The 19,758-nt window shown below is 71.8% G+C and carries 16 protein-coding genes; 7 read left to right on the top strand and 9 right to left on the bottom strand.

What is annotated here, in order from left to right:
• Positions 1–4 precede the first annotated feature (4 nt).
• The 7 genes from RGE_RS10655 (at position 5) to RGE_RS10625 (ending at position 9,461) form a co-directional block, all read left to right on the top strand.
• Positions 5–3,181, top strand: a complete 3,177-nt coding sequence (locus RGE_RS10655) for an efflux RND transporter permease subunit (protein ID WP_014428387.1) — start codon at positions 5–7, stop codon at positions 3,179–3,181.
• Positions 3,182–4,384 carry a GGDEF domain-containing protein gene (locus tag RGE_RS23175; protein WP_014428386.1) on the top strand — a complete coding sequence of 401 codons (1,203 nt, stop codon included), beginning with the start codon at positions 3,182–3,184 and terminating at the stop codon, positions 4,382–4,384.
• Positions 4,385–4,485: 101 nt separating this feature from the next.
• On the top strand, positions 4,486–4,878 hold the full coding sequence (locus RGE_RS10645) for a polyhydroxyalkanoate granule-associated phasin (protein ID WP_014428385.1): 393 nt from the start codon (positions 4,486–4,488) through the stop codon (positions 4,876–4,878).
• A 289-nt stretch (positions 4,879–5,167) separates the two neighbouring features.
• On the top strand, positions 5,168–5,704 hold the full coding sequence (locus RGE_RS10640; RefSeq protein WP_014428384.1) for a hypothetical protein: 537 nt from the start codon (positions 5,168–5,170) through the stop codon (positions 5,702–5,704).
• 297 nt (positions 5,705–6,001) lie between these two features.
• Positions 6,002–6,970: a hypothetical protein gene (locus RGE_RS10635; protein ID WP_014428383.1), complete on the top strand. Its 969-nt coding sequence runs from the start codon at positions 6,002–6,004 to the stop codon at positions 6,968–6,970.
• A 45-nt stretch (positions 6,971–7,015) separates the two neighbouring features.
• A complete protein-coding gene (locus RGE_RS10630; protein WP_232505010.1) occupies positions 7,016–8,110 on the top strand; it encodes an AAA family ATPase in 1,095 nt (364 codons plus the stop codon).
• Entirely contained in the window at positions 8,103–9,461 is a 1,359-nt protein-coding gene (locus tag RGE_RS10625) for a vWA domain-containing protein (protein ID WP_014428381.1), read from the top strand. The genes RGE_RS10630 and RGE_RS10625 overlap by 8 nt, the downstream gene beginning before the upstream one ends.
• Here RGE_RS10625 and RGE_RS10620 read toward each other — a convergent pair whose 3' ends face one another.
• The 9 genes from RGE_RS10620 to RGE_RS10580 form a co-directional block, all read right to left on the bottom strand.
• On the bottom strand, positions 9,462–9,800 hold the full coding sequence (locus RGE_RS10620; protein ID WP_014428380.1) for a thioredoxin family protein: 339 nt from the start codon (positions 9,798–9,800) through the stop codon (positions 9,462–9,464).
• Positions 9,801–9,814: 14 nt separating this feature from the next.
• The gene (locus tag RGE_RS10615; RefSeq protein ID WP_014428379.1) at positions 9,815–10,603 is read right to left on the bottom strand and encodes an SDR family oxidoreductase; all 789 of its coding nucleotides are present in this window, start codon (positions 10,601–10,603) and stop codon (positions 9,815–9,817) included.
• A gap of 19 nt (positions 10,604–10,622) precedes the next feature.
• On the bottom strand, positions 10,623–11,534 hold the full coding sequence (locus RGE_RS10610; RefSeq protein ID WP_014428378.1) for a DMT family transporter: 912 nt from the start codon (positions 11,532–11,534) through the stop codon (positions 10,623–10,625).
• Positions 11,534–13,171, bottom strand: coding sequence for a gamma-glutamyltransferase family protein (locus RGE_RS10605; protein ID WP_014428377.1), 1,638 nt, complete (start codon positions 13,169–13,171; stop codon positions 11,534–11,536). Before RGE_RS10605 ends, RGE_RS10610 begins: the two co-directional genes overlap by 1 nt.
• 60 nt (positions 13,172–13,231) lie before the next feature.
• Positions 13,232–14,824, bottom strand: a complete 1,593-nt coding sequence (locus RGE_RS10600; protein ID WP_014428376.1) for an MFS transporter — start codon at positions 14,822–14,824, stop codon at positions 13,232–13,234.
• A 299-nt stretch (positions 14,825–15,123) separates the two neighbouring features.
• On the bottom strand, positions 15,124–16,638 hold the full coding sequence (locus RGE_RS10595) for a tripartite tricarboxylate transporter permease (RefSeq protein ID WP_014428375.1): 1,515 nt from the start codon (positions 16,636–16,638) through the stop codon (positions 15,124–15,126).
• 13 nt (positions 16,639–16,651) lie between these two features.
• Positions 16,652–17,113 (bottom strand): tripartite tricarboxylate transporter TctB family protein, encoded by a 462-nt coding sequence (locus tag RGE_RS10590; RefSeq protein ID WP_014428374.1) that lies wholly within the window; start codon positions 17,111–17,113, stop codon positions 16,652–16,654.
• A 96-nt stretch (positions 17,114–17,209) separates the two neighbouring features.
• Positions 17,210–18,979 (bottom strand): GspE/PulE family protein, encoded by a 1,770-nt coding sequence (locus RGE_RS10585; protein WP_014428373.1) that lies wholly within the window; start codon positions 18,977–18,979, stop codon positions 17,210–17,212.
• The gene (locus tag RGE_RS10580; RefSeq protein ID WP_014428372.1) at positions 18,976–19,755 is read right to left on the bottom strand and encodes a class I SAM-dependent methyltransferase; all 780 of its coding nucleotides are present in this window, start codon (positions 19,753–19,755) and stop codon (positions 18,976–18,978) included. The genes RGE_RS10585 and RGE_RS10580 overlap by 4 nt, the downstream gene beginning before the upstream one ends.
• Between the last annotated feature and the right edge of the window lie 3 nt (positions 19,756–19,758).

The raw sequence follows: 19,758 nt of genomic DNA, 5'->3' as shown, positions 1-19,758 counted from the left end.
CGGCATGCTGCTGTCCGAATTCAGCGTCAAGAAGCCGGTGGCGATGGTCGTCGTCATCATCGGCCTGATGGCCCTGGGCCTGCTCGCGCTGTCGCGGCTGAAGGTCAACCAGCTGCCCGACGCCGAGCAGCCGGTGCTGGCCGTGACCATCCCCTACCCCGGCGCCTCGCCCGAGACGGTGGAGCGCGAGGTCGTCGACCGCATCGAGAAGGCGCTGCAGGGCATCTCCGGCGTCGACCAGCTGCGCTCGACCTCGGCCGAAGGCAGCGCGACGCTGGTCATCGTCTTCGACTTCGGCAAGGACCTGGTGCTGGCCTCCGACGAGGTGCGCAACGCGATCGGCTCGGTGCGCCACAAGCTGCCGGTGGAGATGCGCGAGCCGGTGCTGCAGCGGCTGGACCCGAACACCCAGCCGATCATGCAGCTGGCGCTGTCGTCGACGACGCAGAGCCACGCCGAGATCTCGCGCCTGGCCGAGGACCAGCTTGCCGACCGCTTCCGCGCGATCCCGGGCGTGGCGGTGGTCAACGTCAACGGCTCGCTGTCGCGCGAGCTCTCGGTGCTGCTGCGCTCGCAGAAGCTGCGCGAGTACGAGGTCTCGGTTACCGAGGTCGTGGCCGCGCTGCGCGCCCAGAACGCCACCGCGCCGGTGGGCAAGGTGCGCGGCACGCTGGAGGACCAGAGCATCCGCCTGGTCGGCCGCATCGAGCACCCGGCGGACTTCGGCCAGATCGTCATCAAGCGCCGCGGCAACGAGCTGGTGCGGCTGTCGCAGGTCGCGGTGATCGAGGACGGCTACGCCGAGCTGACCAGCCGCTCGATCCGCAACGGCAACCCCAACGTCGGCCTGTCGATCACGCGCACCCGCGAAGCCAGCACGGTCAGCGTCGCCGACCAGGTGCGCCGCGTCGCCGAGGACATCCGCAAGACGCTGCCCGAGGGCACGACGCTGACCGTCACGCGCGACGGCGGCGAGGAGGCGCAGAGCAGCCTGGACAACGTGATCCACGCGCTGGTCTTCGGCGCCGGGCTGACGGTGTTCGTCGTCTACCTGTTCCTGAACTCCTGGCGCTCGACGCTGATCACCGCGCTGTCGCTGCCGACCTCGGTGCTGGCGGCCTTCATCGCCGTCTGGGCCTGCGGCTTCACGCTCAACTTCATGAGCCTCTTGGGCCTGTCGCTGGCCATCGGCGTGCTGATCGACGACGCCATCGTCGTGCGCGAGAACATCGTGCGCCACCTGGAGATGGGCAAGGACCGCATCTCCGCGGCGCTGCAGGGCACCTCGGAGATCGGCCTGGCGGTGACGGCGACGACCTTCTCCATCGTCGCCGTGTTCATCCCGATCGGCGTCATGCCCGGCCTGGCCGGCGAGTGGTTCCGGCCCTTCGGCCTGACGGTCGTCGCCTCGGTGCTGGTCAGCCTGTTCGTCAGCTTCACGCTCGACCCGATGCTGTCGGCCTACTGGGGCGACCCGCCGGGGCGGCATCTGCAGCCCAAACGCGGCATCGAGGCCAGGCTGGCGCGCCTCAACGCCTGGTTCGACGAACTGGCCGAACGTTATTCGCGTGTCGTCGGCTGGGCGCTGCACCACCGGCGCTGGATGACGGCGTTCGCGGTGGCGAGCTTTCTCGTCGCGCTGGGACTGCAGGCCAAGTTCGGCGGCACGAGCTTCCTGCCGACCTCGGACGTCGGCACCATCGCCGTCGAGGTGCGCACGCCGGCCTCGAGCAGCCTGGAATACGCGCGGCTGAAGGTCGAGGCCGCGGCGGCGCTGGCGCGCCAGATGCCCGAGACCGTGGCCACCAACAGCTCGGTCAATCCGAACGGCGGCCGCGTCTTCGTCGACATCGGCAAGAGCACCGAGCGCCGGCGCTCGGGCACCGAGATCGCGACCGACCTGCGCGCCCGCGTCTCGCGCCTGGTCGGCGCCGAGTACGCCGTCATCGATGACCTGAACAACGGCGCGCAGAAGCCGGTGCAGATCCGCTTCTCCGGCCCCGACTCGCGCCGGCTGCTGGAGATCACCAACGAGTTCATGGCCCGGCTGCGCCAGGTGCCGGGTGCGGTCGACGTCGCGCTGTCCGAGCAGGACCCGCAGGTCGAGCTGAAGATCGAGCTCGACCGGGGGCTCGCCAACACGCTGGGCATCTCGGCCAGCGACGCGGCGCAGGCGCTGCGCGTGGCGTTCGCCGGCGTCGAGGCCGGCGACTGGATCGACCCCAGCGGCGAGACGCGCGACGTCGCCGTGCGCCTGCACCCCGAGGACCGCGTCGACGCCGGCAACATCGAGCGCCTGCCGATCGCGGTGAGCGGCAGCAACGCGCTGGTGCCGCTGGAGCAGATCGCCACCGTCACCGTCGGCCGCGGGCCGTCGCAGATCCAGCACGCCGACGGCAAACGCATGATCTCGGTGGCCGCCAACGCCCAGGGCCGCTCGGCCGGCGAGGTGACGGCCGACGCGCTGAAGATCGCGCGCTCGCTGGACTTCCCGCCCGGCTACGCGCTGGAGCTGGCCGGCACCTCGCGCGACCAGGCGATGATCTTCCGCGACCTGGGCACGGCGCTGATCGCCGGCATCGGCCTGATGTACCTGATCCTGGTGATGCAGTTCGGCTCGTTCACGACGCCGCTGGCGGTGATGGTGTCGCTGCCGCTGTCGCTGATCGGCGTCGTGCTGGCGCTGCTGGCCACCGGCGGCACGCTCAACCTGATGAGCTTCATCGGCGTCATCATGCTGATGGGCCTGGTGGCCAAGAACGCGATCCTGCTGCTGGATGCCGCGCGCGCCCGCGAGGCCGAGGGCCTGGACCGCGAGGAGGCGCTGGCTGCCGCCGGCCGCCAGCGGCTGCGGCCGATCCTGATGACGACGCTGGCGCTGATCGCCGGCATGCTGCCGGTGGCCGTCGGCGTCGGCGAAGGCGGCGAGTTCTACCGCCCGATGGCCGTCGCCATCATCGGCGGCACGATCACCAGCACGCTGTTGACGCTGCTCGTCATCCCGAGCTTCTACGACAGCATCGAGACCTCGCGCGACCGTGCGCTGGCCAAGTTCCGCCGCCGCGCCGAAGGCCGGCACCCGGCGCTGGCCTTCATCACGACGCTGGCCGAGGCGCTGGCGACGCTGCTCGGGCTGCGCTTCGTCTGGCGGCTGCTGCTCCGCCGCGGCGCCCGCGCCTGAGTGGCACACGAGCTCGCCCTGGCGCTGGCGCTGATCCAGCTGGCGCTGTTCGCGCTGTGCTGGGGGCTGATCGCGCTGCTGATGCCGCAGGAGCGCCGCCCGGCGCTGATGTTCCTGGCACTGTGCGCCAGCGACGCGGCGACCGCCTGGCTGCACGTCGGCCAGGACGGCGCGCTCGGGCCGGTGGCGCCGTGGATCATGACGCTGGGCCTGGCCAGCGCGACGCTGGTCTGCTGCGGCGCCGATGCCTTCGTGCACCACCGCCTGCGCCAGGCGCGCTTCTGGTTCGGCGTCTGCGCCGTCGGCGTCACGGCGATGTGGCTGCCGCTGCCGGCCGGCGCCGACCAGGTGCTGCGGCTGGCGGTCTACCAGGGCTGCTTCCTGCTGCTGCTCGTCGGTCCGCTGATCTGGCTGCGCGCCGGCATCCTGGCCGAGTTCGGCCGCTACGGCTGGCTGCCGCTGCTGCCGTTCGCGCTGATGAGTCTGCCGGTGGCGGCCTTCCTGGTGCAGATCACGCTGCAGCCGGAGGTCGTGCCCAGCCGCTTCGAGGTCGACCCGGTGCGCGGCGCGCGTTCGCTGATCCCGTTTGCCATCGTCTCGGGCATCTTCCACATCACCTGGCTGGGCATGATGCTCGGACGCCAGGTGGTCGCCGCGCGCCAAGCGGCACGCATCGACACGCTGACCGGCACGCTGCGCCGCGGCGCCTTCGAAGCCGAACTCGAACACGGCATCGCCGCCGCCGCGCGCCTGGGCCACCCGCTGACGCTGGCCTTCGTCGACGTCGACCACTTCAAGCGCATCAACGACCTCGGCGGCCACGCCGCCGGCGACCAGGTGCTGCGCCGGCTGGGCGCGGTGATCGGCGCGACGCTGCGCAACACCGACCGCTGCGGCCGCTGGGGCGGCGAGGAGTTCGTGCTGCTGCTGCCGGGCCTGGCGCCGGCACAGGCGCCGCGGCTGCTGCAGCGCCTGCGGCGCCGGCTGGAGGCCGAGCGCATCGCGGTGCCGGCAGGCTGCGCAGCGCTCAGCCTGAGCATCGGCTACGCCGGCTGCGAAGCCGGCGAGCGGCCCGAGCTGCGGCAGCTGATCCGGCGCGCCGACGACGCGATGTACGCGGCCAAGCGCCGCGGCCGCGACACCCTCGTCGGCTGGCACGAACTGGGCGGCGACAACCCGGCCTCGGCCGACGCCCCCGCCTGACGCGGGCACGGCGCCTGCCGTAGGCCGGAACGGGCGCCGCGGACGGCGCCTTGCCTTGGAGCCACGATGACCCCCCACACACTTTCGCTGGAGTGCGACGCATGACGGCGCGACGGCAGCAGACCCGCCTGGCGCGCCAGGTCGGAGAACTCGCTTTCGCGGTGCCGGCAGTCGTCGGCCACCGCCTGGCGCGCATGGCGCTGGCCGGGCCGATGCCCGGGGCGCGCGACCGGCGCGAGTTCAGCGGCATGGTCAACGAAAAAGGCGTCGCCTTCGCCAACGCCTGGACGGCGATGGGCTGGCAGATGCTGATGTCGCAGCAGCGGCTGGCCTTCGCCTTGTGCCGGGCAGCGTGGATGCCCTGGCTGGGCGGCGGAGGCCTGGCGCTGCACCGCCACTGGCAGAACACGGCGCAGCAGGTGATGGCCGCCGGCATCGCGCCGGTGCACCGCAAGGCGGTGGCCAACGCCCGGCGCCTGGGCCGCTCGCGCTGAAAAAACAAAGCCCGCTCGCCGTTGCCGGCTGCGGGCTCGTCCCGGGTCGAGAGGCGAGGCCGTGGCGGCGCATCGACTCGGGCTTCCAGGCACTGGGTCACGGGTTCCCGGTTCCGCCCAATGTGCGGTCGGTTTCGTGCCTTGAATGGAACGCATCGTAGCCCGGCCGTGTGACGGCGATGTGTCGAACTGACCCGTTCGCGGGGGTCAGTTCCACGCATCCACGGGGCCCGCGAGGGCTTCGCCGGGCGCTCTGCGGGCGCGGCAGAATGCAGCGCAAGGACCGGCGATGAAGTACCGCGAACTCGTGCTCTTCAGCGGCGAACGTTTTCTGGTGCCCCAGGGCATCCAGCGCATCGACACGGGCGCCACCCACGGCTGGCAGGTGCGCTACCAGGGCACGCGGCTGTTCTCCGACCACTCGCGCGACGGCAGCGGCGCGCGCCAGGCCTTCGACCAGGCCACGCGCGAGCTGATGCGGCGCATCGCCGCCCTGCCCGCTCCGGTGACGCTGCAGCGCTCGCCCAGCGCGCACAAGACGAGCACGCTGCCGCCGGGCATCTCCGGGCCGATCATCCGCACCAAACGCGGCACCGGCACGCGCACCGCCGTGCTGTCGGTGCTGCTGCCGCGCTTCGGCGCGCCGTCGCGGCGCACCAGCGTGCACATCGGCAGCGAGAACACCTACAGCGTCGAGCGCTTCGAGCAGGCGCTGGCGCGGGCGCTGGAGCTGCGCGCCGAAGCCGAACGCGAGTACACGATGGCCGCGACCCAGGCCCGCCGGCGCGCCGGCCTGGCGATGCGGCGGGTGCTGCGCGAGGCCTGACACGCCGCTTGACGACGCTCAAGCCGTATCTCGGGGTCTGCCTGGAGGCTTGCGGCCCCCGCCACCTTCCGACTGCGTGCACTGCCTCACGAGGGCCGATTTGACGGGTCGCAATATGGCAAATGTGCTGCACAACCCCGCCGACAGCGCGCACAATTCTCGCACTTTGCAGCCGAAGGCTAACGTTCGGAGTCCGGTGCCATCCGGCCTCCGGCGGCACGGTACACCGCTTGCCGTGGCTGCGTCCCACAAGCGCCCGTTCCGGCGCTACGCTTGGTTCGTGAACGAGGTGAGCCGATGAGCAGCCCTGTCCCGCTGACCCACCACGAGATCCTCACGCTGGTCGCACCGCTGAGCCGGCGCGGGCGGCGTGTGGACCTGGCCGCGAGCGACCGCGTCGCCCGCCGCCTGCGCTTCAAGCCGAAAGAGCATCCCGCCGCCGACGACGCGCCCGCGCTGCACGAAGAGCTCGAGCTGGAGAGCTTCGACGCCGACGACCACCGCCTGACGCGGCGCACACGCAGTGCCGACGGCCTCGAAGCGGTGCTGGTCGCCGACGGCCCGGACGTCGACGAGCTGGTCCAGCGCCTGGAAGCGGTGCCGCTGCAGCGCCAGTTCGTCGCAGGCGGCGGCTGGCGGGCGGCCTTGTCGCACCGCGCCTGCCGTTCCGGCGATGGCAGCAGCAGCGTCATCCTGACCGCCGCACAGGCCCGCGTCTGCGGCCTGGATGTGACGATGAAGGTCTCCAGCGTCTCCGGCGTCAACGCCGAGCTGCAGCTGGTGCCCGAGCACGGGCGCACGCTGGCCCTGCCCGACGACCTGCTGGCGGTGATGGGCTGGCCCTGGACCTGCCTGGCGCGCGGGCGCGAAGGCTGGCGCGGCGCGCTGCGGCTCAAGGGCGGTGGCGTCGAGCGCAGCCGCGACGCCGAGACCAAGTTCGCGCGCACGCTCGAACACCTCGCGCACACGCTGGCCGACACGCCGCGGCGCTTCCACGAGACGATGAACCGCGAACGCTGGCGCGTCACGCTGCGCCGCGCGGTGCCGCTGCTGGTCAGCATCGGCCTGATCGCCGGCGCCGCGACGGTGCCGCTGGTGCAGCTGTCGGAGAACTCGATCTGGCGCATGCTGGTCTTCCATTCGCCGGCCTTCCTGCTGATGCTGTTCTTCTGCCTGGGCGAGATGCCCCGGCTGGAGATCCCGCCCGTGCCGCGGCTCGCACGTGCCGGGTCCTGGGAGCCGCAAGCGCAGGCCGACTCGGCCTGATCGGCCCCCTCACGACAAGAACGCCCCACGATGCTCGGCAACCCGATGAACATCCCCCCGGTCTCGATCGCCGCGGCCAAGTCCGCGCTGGTCGAGCAGTTCGGCGACCCCGTGCTGCGCCGTCGCGCCTCGATGCTCTGGGGCACACGCGGCGTCGGCAAGTCCTCGGTCGTGCGCCAGGTCGCCGAGCACCACGGCGTGCCGCTGATCGACCTGCGGCTGACGACGATCGAGCCGGTGGACATCCGCGGCGCGATCTACGCCGACGACCGGCTGGAGAAGACGGTCTGGTTCCCGCCCGAGTTCTTGCCCCAGGCCGACCAGCCCGAGGGCCTGCTCTTCCTCGACGAGCTGACCGCCGCCGACCAGCGGCTGCAGGTCTCGGCCTACTCGCTGATCCTGGACCGCCGCGTCGGCCGCTACGAGCTGCCGCCGGGCTGGATGGTGGTGGCCGCGGGCAACGCCAGCTTCCACGGCGCGGTCTGCCACGACATGGGCACGGCGCTGGCCGACCGCATGTTCCACTTCAACGTGCAGACCGTCGTCGACGCCTTCCTGCAGCACGCGATGGCCAACGACTTCGCGCCCGAGGTCATGGCCTACCTGAAGGTGCGGCCCGACAAGCTCGACGACACCCAGGCCCAGCTCGCCGCCGACCACCTGATCGGCGCCAGCCCGCGCGGCTGGGAGGACGTGTCCAACGTGCTCAAGAGCGGCCTCGGCGAGAGCGCCAAGCGGGTCTTCGTGCAGGGCCGCATCGGCGCGGCCAACGCCGCCGAGTTCTTCGGCGTGCTGCGCGAGATCCAGTCCGGCGCCGACGTCATCAAGCTGCTGGCCGCACGTTCCGGCGAGGAGACGGCGGCGCTGCTGCCGCGCACGCTGGACGGCCTGTACGGGATGATCTATGGCCTGCTGGCCGCGGCCAACGACGACCCGACGCTGGACCGCGCGCTGGAGATCATCGAGCAGCTGCCCGACGCACGCACCCAGGTCGCGCTGCCGATCCGCGAGGCGCAGACGCTGGCGATGGAGCTGCTGATGCAGAAGGCGCTGGAAGGCGGCATGGAAGGCACGATCCTCGACAGCCCGGCCTACCGCCGCTACAGCGAACGCCGCCAGCGCGAAGGCCACGATGCCTGAACCGTCCTCGGTGCACCTGCACCGCGGCACGCGCGCGGTGCAGCGTCTGGTCGAGTTCGCGCCGTCCACCGGCGGCCTGGCGCTGTGGGCCCACCACCGCGACCGTGCGGCCGACGAGCCGGTGCCGACGATCGCCACCGACGGCCACACGATCTGGTACGGCCCCGCCTTCGAGGCGCTGACGCTGCCGCAGCAGGCCGGACTCGTCGCCCACGAGGTGCTGCACGTCGCGCTGCGCCACCCGCAGCGCTACAGCGAGCTCCAGCAGGTGGTCGGCGACGTCGACCTGCAGCTTTTCAACCTCTGCGCCGACGCCATCGTCGACAGCACGCTGAGCCACCTCAGCTGGCTGGAACTGCCGGCCGCCGCGGTGACGCTGGACCGCCTGCTCGCCGCCTCGCTGGGCATCGAGCAGACGCTGGACAAGGCGCTGCTCGAATGGGACGTCGAGCGCCTGTACCGCGAGATCGACGACCGCCGCCAGGACGGCCGCGACGGCAAGCGCCAGGGCCGCAAGCAGCAGGAGGGCAGCGAGGACGGCAAGGCCGCCAAGCGCAGCAGCGACAAGTCGGCCCAGGAGAGCGAGAACGCCAGCGGCCAGCAGGCCGACGGCCCGCGCGCGGCGCGCGCACGTTCGCTGGCGCGCGGCCTGGTGCCCGACCTGCTGCCCGGCCGCCAGGGCGCCGGCAGCCCCGAGGACGAGGCCGAGGCCTCGCGCGAATGGCGCGAGCGCCTGCTGCGCGCGCACGCCGGCGACGGCGCGCACTCGATGCTGCGCACGCTGCTGGCCGACCTGCCGAAGACACGCACGCCCTGGGAACAGGTGCTGCGCATGCAGCTCGGCCGCGCGCTGTCGCCGCGCGCCGAGGTGTCGTGGTCGCGCCCGGCGCGCTCCTACATCGCCAACCAGGGCCGCATGGGCTCGCGGCGCATGCCTTTCGAGCCCGGCTGGTCGCAGAGCAAACGCGTGCCGCGGCTGGCGGTCGTCGTCGACGTCTCGGGTTCGATCGACACCACGCTGATGGAACGTTTCGCGCGCGAGATCGAGGCCATCACGCGGCGGCTGGAGACCGGGCTGGTGCTGATCGTCGGCGACGAACGCGTGCAGCGTGTCGAACGTTTCAAGCCCGGCCAGTCGGACCTGCGCGGCATCGAGTTCCAGGGCGGCGGCGGCACCGACTTCACGCCGCTGCTCGAAGAAGCCGACAAGCACCTGCCGGACATCGGCGTCGTGCTGACCGACCTGGACGGCCCGGCGCGCTTTCGCCCGCACTGGCCGGTGGTCTGGGCGGTGACCGAGAAGGACGCCCACGCCGAGGCGCCTTTCGGCCGCAAGATCGTGCTCGCCTGATCAGGCCGCCGCGTCGGCCAGCGCCTGCCAGGCGCGGCGCAGCTCGTCCTCCCCCTGCGGGCGCACGACCCGCGCGAGCTCGCGGCCGCGGTGCAGGAACACCAGCGTCGGCCACAGCTTGACGGCGAACGAACGCCCCAGCGGCCGGCCGCGGCCGTCTTCGACCTGGCGGTGGGCGATGCCCGGGAACTGTGCGCGCACGGCGGTGATCGCCGGCTGCGCGCCCAGGCAGTGCGGGCACCAGCCGGTGCCGAACTCGAGCACGACGGGCGTGTCCAGTGCGTCGACTTCGGCGCGCGTCGGTTCACGGTCGGTGGGCAGGGTGTCGGGAGTGGTCATGGGAATCGCGGGGCTCAGAACGTGCCCGGGTAGGCGCCGCCGTCGAGCAGCAGGTTCTGGCCGGTGAAGAAACCGGCCTGGGCGCTGCAGAGGAAGGCGCAGAAGGCGCCGAACTCGTCGGCCGTGCCGAAGCGCCCGGCCGGGGCCTGGCGCCGGCGGGCCTCGATCACCGCCTCCAGCGGCTGGCCGCTCCTGGCGGCGCCGGCGGCCAGCGTGCCGCGCAGGCGGTCGGTGTCGAAGGCGCCGGGCAGCAGGTTGTTGATCGTCACGTTGCGCCCGGCCAGCGCCGGCTGGCGCGCCAGGCCGGCGACGAAGCCGGTGAGGCCCGAACGCGCGCCGTTGGACAGGCCGAGCACGTCGATCGGCGCCTTCACCGCGCCCGAGGTGATGTTGACGACGCGGCCGAAGCCGCGTGCGGCCATCGCGTCGACCGTGGCACGCATCAGCGCGATCGGCGCCAGCATGTTGGCGTCCAGCGCGGCGATCCAGGCTTCGCGCTCCCACTGGCGGAAATCGCCCGGCGGCGGCCCGCCGGCGTTGTTGACGAGGATGTCGACCTGCGGCGCGGCGGCCAGCGCCGCGGCGCGGCCGGCTTCGGTCGTGATGTCGCCGGCCACCGCACGCACCTCGACCGCCGGGTTCAGCGCCCGCAGCTCGGCCGCGGTGGCCTCCAGCGCCTCGGCGCCGCGCGCGGTGACGACGACGTTGACGCCCTCGCCGACCAGCGCGCGTGCGCAGCCCTTGCCCAGCCCCTTGCTGGCGGCGCAGACCAGCGCCCAGCGTCCTGCGATTCCCAGGTCCATGTGCTCTTCCTTCCCAAGTTCAGCGGGCGCGTGCCAGCAGCGTGATGCCGGCCAGCACCAGCCCCGTGCCGGCGACGATCCAGCCGTTGAACGGCTCGTCGAGCAGCACCACGCCCATCAGGATCGTCGACAGCGGCCCGATCATCCCGGTCTGCGCGGTCAGCGTCGGGCCGATGCGTTCGATGGCCATCATCACCATCAGCACCGGCGCCACCGTGCAGGCCGTGGCGTTGAGCACCGACAGCCACAGCACCGCCGGCGCCACCTCGGCCGCCGCCAGCGGCCGAAGCAAGGCGAACTGGGCGATGCACAGCACGCAGGCGACGCAGCTCGCCAGCCCGGTGAGGCGCATCGCGCCCAGGCGCCGCACCTCGGCGCCGCTGGCCACCAGATAGATCGCGTAGCTGACCGCGCTGCCGAAGACCAGCGCCGCGCCCAGCGCCGTGCGCGGCCCGGCCAGCGTCACCTCGTGGCCGAAGACCAGCAGCACGCCGGCGTAGCTGACCGCCAGCGCCGCAAGCTGGCACCAGGTCACGCGCTGGCGGAACAGCACGACGCCCAGGAAGAGCACGATCGTCGGGTTGAGGTAGAGGATCAGCCGCTCCAGGCTGGCGCTGATGTACTGCAGCCCGGCGAAGTCCAGCGTGCTGGCCAGGTAGTAGCCGCTGAAGCCGAGCAGCAGCACCACGCCCCAGTCGCGCCGTGTCAGCGCCGGCTTGCCGCGCCCGGCCCACCAGGCGATGGCCATGAACAGCGGCAGCGCGAACAGCATGCGGTACATGACCAGCGTGATCGCGTCGACGCCGTGGCGGTAGGCCAGTTTGGCGATGATCGCCTTGCCCGAGAAGGCCACCGAGCCGGCGGCGGCCAGCGCCAGGCCGGCGCCGACCGGCTTGTCGCGGCCGGCGCGCGCTGCGTCCACCGCGCCCATCACCAGCCCGCGACCAGGCCGTCGCGGCGCGGGTCGCTGGCGGCGACGTAGCCCTCGACCGCCGGGTCGCCCAGGCGCCAGATGAACTGGCCGGCGCCGAAGTCCTGGTAGCTGTCGTCGATGACGTCCAGCCGGTGGCCCAGTGCGGCCAGGCCCTGCACGACGGCCGGGTCCATCGCCGCTTCGATGTTGAGCGTCAGCCCGCTGTTGAAGCGCCAGCGCGGCGCGTCGCAGGCGGCCTGCGGGTTCTGGAACCAGTCGACCATGCGCAGCAGGGTCTGCAGATGGCCTTGCGGCTGCATGTTGGCGCCCATCACGCCGAAGCTCATCAGCGGCCGGCCGCCGGCGGTGACGAAGCCCGGGATGATGGTGTGGAACGGGCGTTTGCCCGGCGCGACGACGTTGGCGCTGCCGGGATCCAGGCTGAAGGCGTGGCCGCGGTTCTGCAGCGACAGCCCCCACTCGGGCACGACGACGCCCGAGCCGAAACCCATGTAGTTGCTCTGGATGAAGCTGACCATCATGCCGCTCTCGTCGGCGGCGCTGAGGTAGATCGTGCCGCCCTTGGCCGGGTTGCCGGCGCGGAAGTCCTGGGCGCGCTTCGGGTCTATCAGCTTCGCGCGTTCGGCCAGATAGCCGGGCGACAGCAGCTCGGCGGCCGACAGCGCCATCGCCGAGGGCTCGGCGACGTGGTGGTAGACGTCGGCGAAGGCGAGCTTCATCGCCTCGATCTGCAGGTGGCGCGCCTCGACGCTGTCAGCGTCGTGTTCGGTCAGGTCGACGTGGCGCAGGATGCCCAGCGCGATCAGCGCCGCGATGCCCTGGCCGTTGGGCGGGATCTCGTGCAGCGTGACGCCGTGATAGTCCATGGCGATCGGCTCGACCCATTCGGGCGCGTAGCCGGCGAAGTCGGCCAGCGTGTGCGCCCCGCCCTGGGCCTGCGACTGGCGCACCAGCGCGGCGGCGATCTCGCCGCCGTAGAAGGCCTCGCCGCGCGTCGCGCCGATCGCGCGCAGCGCACGCGCGGCGCCGGGCATGCAGAAGCGTTCGCCGATGCGCGGTGCACGGCCGCGCGGCAGGAAGGTCTCGGCAAAACCCGGCTGCGAGGTCAGCGACGGCAGCTGCGCCGCCGCGACCCATTTGTCGCCGACGACGACCGGCACCGCGTAGCCGCGTTCGGCGATCTCCGCGGCGGGCTCCAGCAGTTGCGCCAGCGGCAGGCGGCCGAAACGTTCGGCCAGCGCGACCCAGGCCGACACCGCGCCGGGCACCGTGACCGCGTCCCAGCCGCGCGCCGGCGGCGTGCGAGCGCCGTCGCCGTGGCGGCGGCGGAAGTACTCGGGCGTCCAGGCCGCCGGCGCGCGGCCCGAGGCGTTGAGACCGTGCAGGCGCTCGCCGTCCCAGAGGATGCAGAAGGCGTCGGAGCCCAGGCCGTTGCTGCAGGGCTCGACGACGGTCATCACCGCGGCGGTGGCCACCGCGGCGTCGACCGCGTTGCCGCCGGCGGCCATGATGCGCAGCCCGGCCTGTGCGGCCAGCGGGTGCGAGGTGGCGACCAGGTTGCGCGCGAACACCGGCAGACGGCGACTGGCGTAGCCGGCACTCCAGTCGAAGAAGTCGGGCGAGGCGAAGTCCATCGGGCGATTGTCTCCAGCGTGGCGCGGCGGCGTGGGTCGGGGGCTTCGCCAGTCGTCAAGTCAGCCGCGATGCGGCGGGGCTTCGCGGTTGGCGACGAAGCGGCGCAGCGGCGGCGGCTCGCTGCCGCGGTGCAGCGCCGTGCGGCGCGCGCGCAGTTCGGCGTCCTCGGCGGTGAAACGCTCGAGCCGGCGCTGGTGCTCGATCCAGTTCTCGTCCACGAAGTGCTCGACCCAGCGCCCGGGCTGCGCGGTGTCGCGGAACAGCGCCCACGACAGCGCGCCCTGGCGCAGCCGCGCCGCGCGTGTCAGCTGCATCAGCGCCGTGAACTCGGGCACGTCGGCTTCGTCGACCTGGTACTCGACGGTGACCATCACCGGGCCGTCGCCGGGCTCGATCGGGATCGCCGGCTCGGCTGCGGCCCGCGGCACGGCGGGCGAGTAGTCGACGTCGGCGCCTTCGACCGACCAGCGCCGCGACCAGGCCAGCACGAGCACGCCGAACACCGAGGCCGCGGCGATGGCCTCGGCGACGCCAAACATGCCGGCGAGCTTGCCGAAAGCCATCGCGCCGAAGGCCGTGCCGGCCATCAGCGCCATCTGGTAGATCGCCATGCCGCGCGCACGCACCCAGTTCGGCAGCGCCAGCTGGGCCGAGACCGACAGCGTGTTGGCCGTCGAGATCCAGGCCATGCCGGCGACGAAGACCGCGGGCACCGCCAGCCAGACCTCGGTCACCGAGGCGGCGAGCGCTGCGGCGATGGCCTGGATCAGCGCGCCGGTGGTGACGAACTGGTCGCGGTTGAAGCGCTGCCGCCAGCGCGGGAACATCAGCGCGGCGAAGATCGCCCCGGCGCCCAGGCTGGCCATCAGCAGCGTGAAGGTGCCGGCGCCACCGCCGTGCAGGCGCAAGGCGACCAGCGGCAGCAGCGCCAGCAGCGCGCTCGACTGCAGGAAGAACAGGAAGACGCGCACGATGACGGCGCGCATGCGCGGCGACTGGCGCACGTGCTGCAGGCCGACGCGCATCGCGCCGACGAAACGTTCGCCCGGCAGCGCGCTGGTGCGTGCCATCGAGCGCCAGCGCAGGATCAGCACGAAGGCGACGCCGGCCAGCAGCGCGTTGAGCACGAAGACCGAGGCCGTGCCCAGGCTGGCCAGCAGCGCGCCGGCGGCCACCGGCCCCAGCACGCGCGACATGTTCATCGAGATGCCGTTGAGCGCCATCGCCGCCGGCAGGCGGTCGCGCTCGACGACCTCGGGCACGATGGCCGAGAACACCGGCCAGCGCATCGCCAGGCCGATGCCATTGAGGAAGGTGAGCAGCAGCAGCAGCGACGGCGTCAGCATCCCGGCCACCGCCAGCGTGGCGATCAGCAGCGCCACCAGCGACACCCAGAGCTGCGTCGCGGCGAAGTACAGCCGCCGGTCGACGATGTCGGCCAGCGCGCCGCTGGGCAGGCCGAGCAGGAAGACCGGCAGCGTCGAGGCGGTCTGCACCAGCGCCACCATCACCGGGCTGGCGGTGAGCGTCGTCATCAGCCAGGCGGCCGCGACGTCGTTCATCCACATCGTCATGTTGGCCGCCAGCCAGGCGAACCACAGCCCGCGGAAGACCGGGCCTTCCAGCGGGGCGAGTGCAGCAGGGAGTTTCAAGAGTCGGGCGACGGCAGCGAGGCGCCGAGGTTAACGGCCCTCGCCTTTCCGAGGCGCGTGCAGGGATGCGCGGCACGCCGAAAGAGAACGAGGCCCCGCGGGGCCTCGTTGCTAGATCGGGTGAGCGCCCGAACTAGTCGCCTTGCAGGCCGCGGGCTCGCGGAGCTCGCCCCCGGATCGAGGCGAGAAAGGGTCCGCAGGGACCCTTTCACGTCCTCAATCGCCTTGCAGGCCGCGGGCTCGCAGAGCTCGCCCCCGGATCGAGGCGAGAAAGGGTCCGCAGGGACCCTTTCACGTCCTCAATCCGCGTCCTGAAACGCCTCTTCCCGCTTGGACTTGATCGACGGCAGCATCACGACGACCACCATCAGCGCCGCCGCGACCAGCAGGCCGGCCGAAAGCGGGCGCGTGAAGAAGGTGCCCCAGTCGCCGCGCGACAGCAGCAGCGCGCGGCGCAGGTTCTCTTCCATCATCGGTCCGAGGATGAAGCCCAGCAGCAGCGGCGCCGGCTCGCAGCCCAGCTTGTAGAAGGCGTAGCCGACGACGGCGAAGGCCGCGCCCATGAAGACGTCGAAGTTGTTGTTGTTCAGCGTGTACAGGCCGATGCAGCAGAAGGCCATGATCGCCGGGAACAGGAAGCGGTAAGGCACCGTCAGCAGCTTGATCCAGATGCCGATCAGCGGCAGGTTCAGGATCACCAGCATCAGGTTGCCGACCCACATCGACGCGATCAGGCCCCAGAACAGCTGCGGGTCGCTGGCCATCACCTGCGGGCCGGGCTGGATGCCCTTGATCGTCATCGCGCCGACCATCAGCGCCATCACCGCGTTGGGCGGGATGCCCAGCGTCAGCATCGGGATGAACGAGGTCTGCGCGCCGGCGTTGTTGGCGCTCTCCGGGCCGGCGACGCCGCGGATGTTGCCCTTGCCGAACGGCACTTCGCCCGGCTTCATGCCCATCTTCTTCTCGACCGTGTAGGCCGCGAACGAGGCCAGCAGCGCGCCGCCGCCGGGCAGCACGCCGAGGATCGAGCCCAGCGAGGTGCCGCGCAACACCGCCGGCCAGGCGTTCTTGAAATCCTGGCGCGTCGGCCACAGGCCCTTGACGTCCTTGGTGAAGACCTCGCGCTTCTCCGAGGGCTGGCCGAGGTTGGCGATGATCTCGCCGAAGCCGAAGACGCCCATCGCGATCGCGACGAAGCCGATGCCGTCGGTCAGCTCGGGGATGTCGAAGCTGTAGCGCGGCACGCCGGAGATGACGTCGGTGTTGATCTGGCCGAGCAGCAGGCCCAGCACGATCATCGCGATCGCCTTGACCAGCGAGCCCGAGGCCAGCACGACGGCGCCGATCAGGCCCAGCACCATCAGGCTGAAGTACTCGGCCGGGCCGAACTTGAAGGCCAGCTCGGTCAGCGGCGGCGCGAACGCGGCGATGATCACCGTGCCGACGCAGCCGGCGAAGAACGAGCCCAGGCCGGCGGCGGCCAGCGCCGCGCCGGCGCGGCCGCGGCGTGCCATCTGGTAGCCGTCGATCGCGGTCACGACCGAACTCGATTCGCCCGGCACGTTGATCAGGATCGCGGTCGTCGAGCCGCCGTACTGGGCGCCGTAGTAGATGCCGGCCAGCATGATCAGCGCCGGGGTCGCGTCCAGCGCGTAGATGCTGGGCAGCAGCATCGCGATCGTCGCCACCGGGCCCAGGCCCGGCAGCACGCCGATCAGCGTGCCGAGGATCGCCCCGCCGAAGGCGTAGGCCAGGTTCTGGAAGGTGAAGGCGACGCCGAAGCCGAGCGCCAGGTTGTTCAGCAGGTCCATGTCGTCGTGCCCCTCAACCGATGAACGAAGGCAGCAGAGGGATGGTCAGACTGAGGCCCTTGATGAAGATGGCCCAGCTGCCGGCGGTCAGCACGATGGCGTTGATCAGCGCGTCCTTCCAGTGGAACTCGTCGCCGGCCGCCGCCGCGATGAAGACCAGCAGCGGCAGCGCGATGAACAGGCCCAGGTGCGGCAAGGCCAGGCCGAAGACGACGACCGAGCCGACGATGATCGTCAGCGGCTTGAAGGCCCAGGGGCCGATCGGGTCGCCGTCCTCGGTGGCCAGCGTCAGCGACTTGAACAGCACCATCGCGCCCAGGATCGCGAGCAGGATGCCCAGGCCGAAGGGGAAGTAGCCCGGGCCGGGGCGTGCCGCCGAGCCGAAGCTGTACTCCTGCGCGCCCCAGGCGAAACCGGCCCCGACGGCAACGAACATCAGGCCCGACCAGAAATCTTTCTGGCTCTTGATTTTCAAGACTTGTCTCCTCCAGCCAAAGCGTGGCGGATTCTGGCAGCCGGCCTTCGGCGCGCCGATGTGGATATCACGTAAGCCGGCGCCGCCGGCCGGGGCTCAGCTCAGCGAGGGCGTGCTGCGCAGCACTTCCTCGATCGTCGTCAGCCCTTCGGCGACCTTCATCGCGCCGGCCAGGCGCAGCGGGCGCATGCCGCCCTTGATGCCCTGGCGGCGCAGCGCGTCGGCGTCCAGCGTCGGGTGCACGTGCGAGCGCGCGGCCTCGTCCATCGTCAGCAGCTCGTAGAGCCCGGCGCGGCCGCGGTAGCCGGTGTGGCGGCACTCCAGGCAGCCCACCGGCTTGTAGGCGCGGATGCCGCCCGACAGCCGCCAGGGCTTGACCATCGCCTCCAGCGTCTCGCGCGTCGTCGCCTCGTCGGGCTGCTTGCAGGCCGGGCACAGCGTGCGCGTCAGGCGCTGGGCGAGCACGCCGATGACGGTGGCCGAGATCAGGTACGGCGGCACGCCCAGGTCGGCCAGGCGCGTGATCGCGCTGGCCGAGTCGTTGGTGTGCAGCGTGCTGAAGACGAGGTGGCCGGTCAGCGCCGCCTGGATCGCCATCTCGGCGGTCTGCAGGTCGCGGATCTCGCCGACCATGATGATGTCCGGGTCCTGGCGCATCAGCGCGCGCAGGCCTTCGGCGAAGCCCATGTCCAGCGCCGGCTGCACCTGGGTCTGGTTGAAGGCCGGCTCGATCATCTCGATCGGGTCCTCGATCGTGCAGACGTTGACTTCTTCGTTGGCCAGCGACTTGAGCGTCGCGTACAGCGTCGTCGTCTTGCCGCTGCCGGTGGGGCCGGTGACGAGGATGATGCCGTGCGCACGCCCGGTCAGCGCCTGCCAGGCCTTGGCCTCGGCAGCGCCGAAACCCAGCGCCTCGACGCCCTTGACCACGGTCTCGGGGTCGAAGATGCGCATCACCAGCTTCTCGCCGAAAGCCGTGGGCATCGTCGACAGCCGCATCTCGACCTCGCCGCCGGCGTCGGGGCGCACGGTCTTGATGCGCCCGTCCAGCGGCCGGCGGCGCTCGACGACGTCCATGCGGCCGAGCAGCTTGATGCGCGCGACCATCGCGCTCATCACCGTCAGCGGCACCTGGTAGACGGTGTGCAGCACGCCGTCGATGCGAAAGCGGATCGCGCCCATGTCGCGCCGCGGCTCGAGGTGGATGTCGCTGGCGCGCTGATCGAAGGCGTACTGCCAGAGCCAGTCGACGACCTGCACCACGCCCTGGTCGTTGGCGTCCAGCGTGCCCTTGGCGCGGCCGAGCTCGACCAGCTGCTCGAAGCTGGCCACGGCCGAGACCTCGCCGCTCTTCTGCGCCGCCCTCACCGACTTGGCCAGGGCGTAGAACTCGGTCGTGTAGCGGCGCACGTCCTCGGGGTTGGCGACCACCAGCCGCAGCGTGCGCCGGGTGTGGGCCTCGATCTCGGGTACCCAGGCGACGTCGAAGGGCTCGGCGGTGGCCACCGTCACCTCGGTCGGCGAGACCGCCACCGGCAGCGCACGCCGGCTCTCGGCGTAGTGCACGCTCATCACCTCGGCGACGCGGCCGACGTCCACGCGCAGCGGGTCGATGCGCAGATAGGGCATGCCGGCGCGGCCGGCCAGCCAGGCGGTCAGCGCCTCGGTGTCCAGCGCCTCGCCGCTGCCCGCGCGCACCAGGCCGGCGCCGCCCAGGCGCACCAGCGCGTGCAGGCTCGAAGCGCCGGCGCCGAAGCGCCGCACCACACGTTCGGCGTCGGCCGGGGCGATCCAGCCGTCCTCGCGCAGCCAGTCGAGCAGTTCTCGCCAGTCGAGCCGTCCACGCGCGGTCTTGCGGTTCATCATGCCTCTCGTGCGGGTTGCGGCCCGGCATAAGGCCGGAGCATGCGCAGCCACTTGCGCGCCGGCAGCCCGTAGGCGCCGAAGCGGGCTTCGATCGTAGCGGCGCGTTCGTTGAGCACGTTGCGCGCCGGCATCTCGACGTGACGGCCGGCGACGACGACGGTGTTGCCCTCCTTCGTCGGCCTGAGGCTCCAGACCTGGTCGGCGCCGAAGACCGCGGCGATGCGCGCGATGCTGCGCTCGAAGCTGGCGTCGCGGCCGAAGAGGTTCACGCTCATCAGCCCGCCGTCCTCCAGCACCGCGCGGCAGCCGGCGTAGAAGTCTTCGTCGTCGAGCACCGGCGCAGCGGCCTCGTGGTCGTAGAGATCGACGTGCAGCAGCTGCACGCTCTGCGGCTCGGCCTGCTCGCGCAGCCAGCGCCCGGCATCGGCGACGACGACGTCGGCCTCGGCCGGCAGGTGGAACCAGTTGCGGCAGACGGCGACGACCTGCGGGTTGAGCTCGACCACCGTCGTCGGCATGCGCAGCGCCTTGTGCGTGAAGCGCGTGATCGCCGCCGCGCCCAGCCCGAGCTGCAGCGCGCGGCCCTGGCCGACGGCCTCGCTGGGCAGCCACAGCAGGCTGGCGAGCATGCGCTGCACGTACTCCAGCTCGACGACCTGGGGCTTGCGGATGCGCATCGCGCCCTGCACCCAGATCGAGCCCAGGTGCAGGTAACGCACGCCGTCGGATTCGCTGAGCGTGGCTTCGGGCAGGGATGAGAAATCGTGTTCGGACATCGG

It is taken from the genome of Rubrivivax gelatinosus IL144, assembly GCF_000284255.1.
GTDB classification, from domain to species: Bacteria; Pseudomonadota; Gammaproteobacteria; order Burkholderiales; family Burkholderiaceae_C; genus Rubrivivax; species Rubrivivax gelatinosus_A.
Note: the sequence above shows the minus strand (reverse complement) of the source record. Positions and strands in the feature narration are given on the sequence as shown.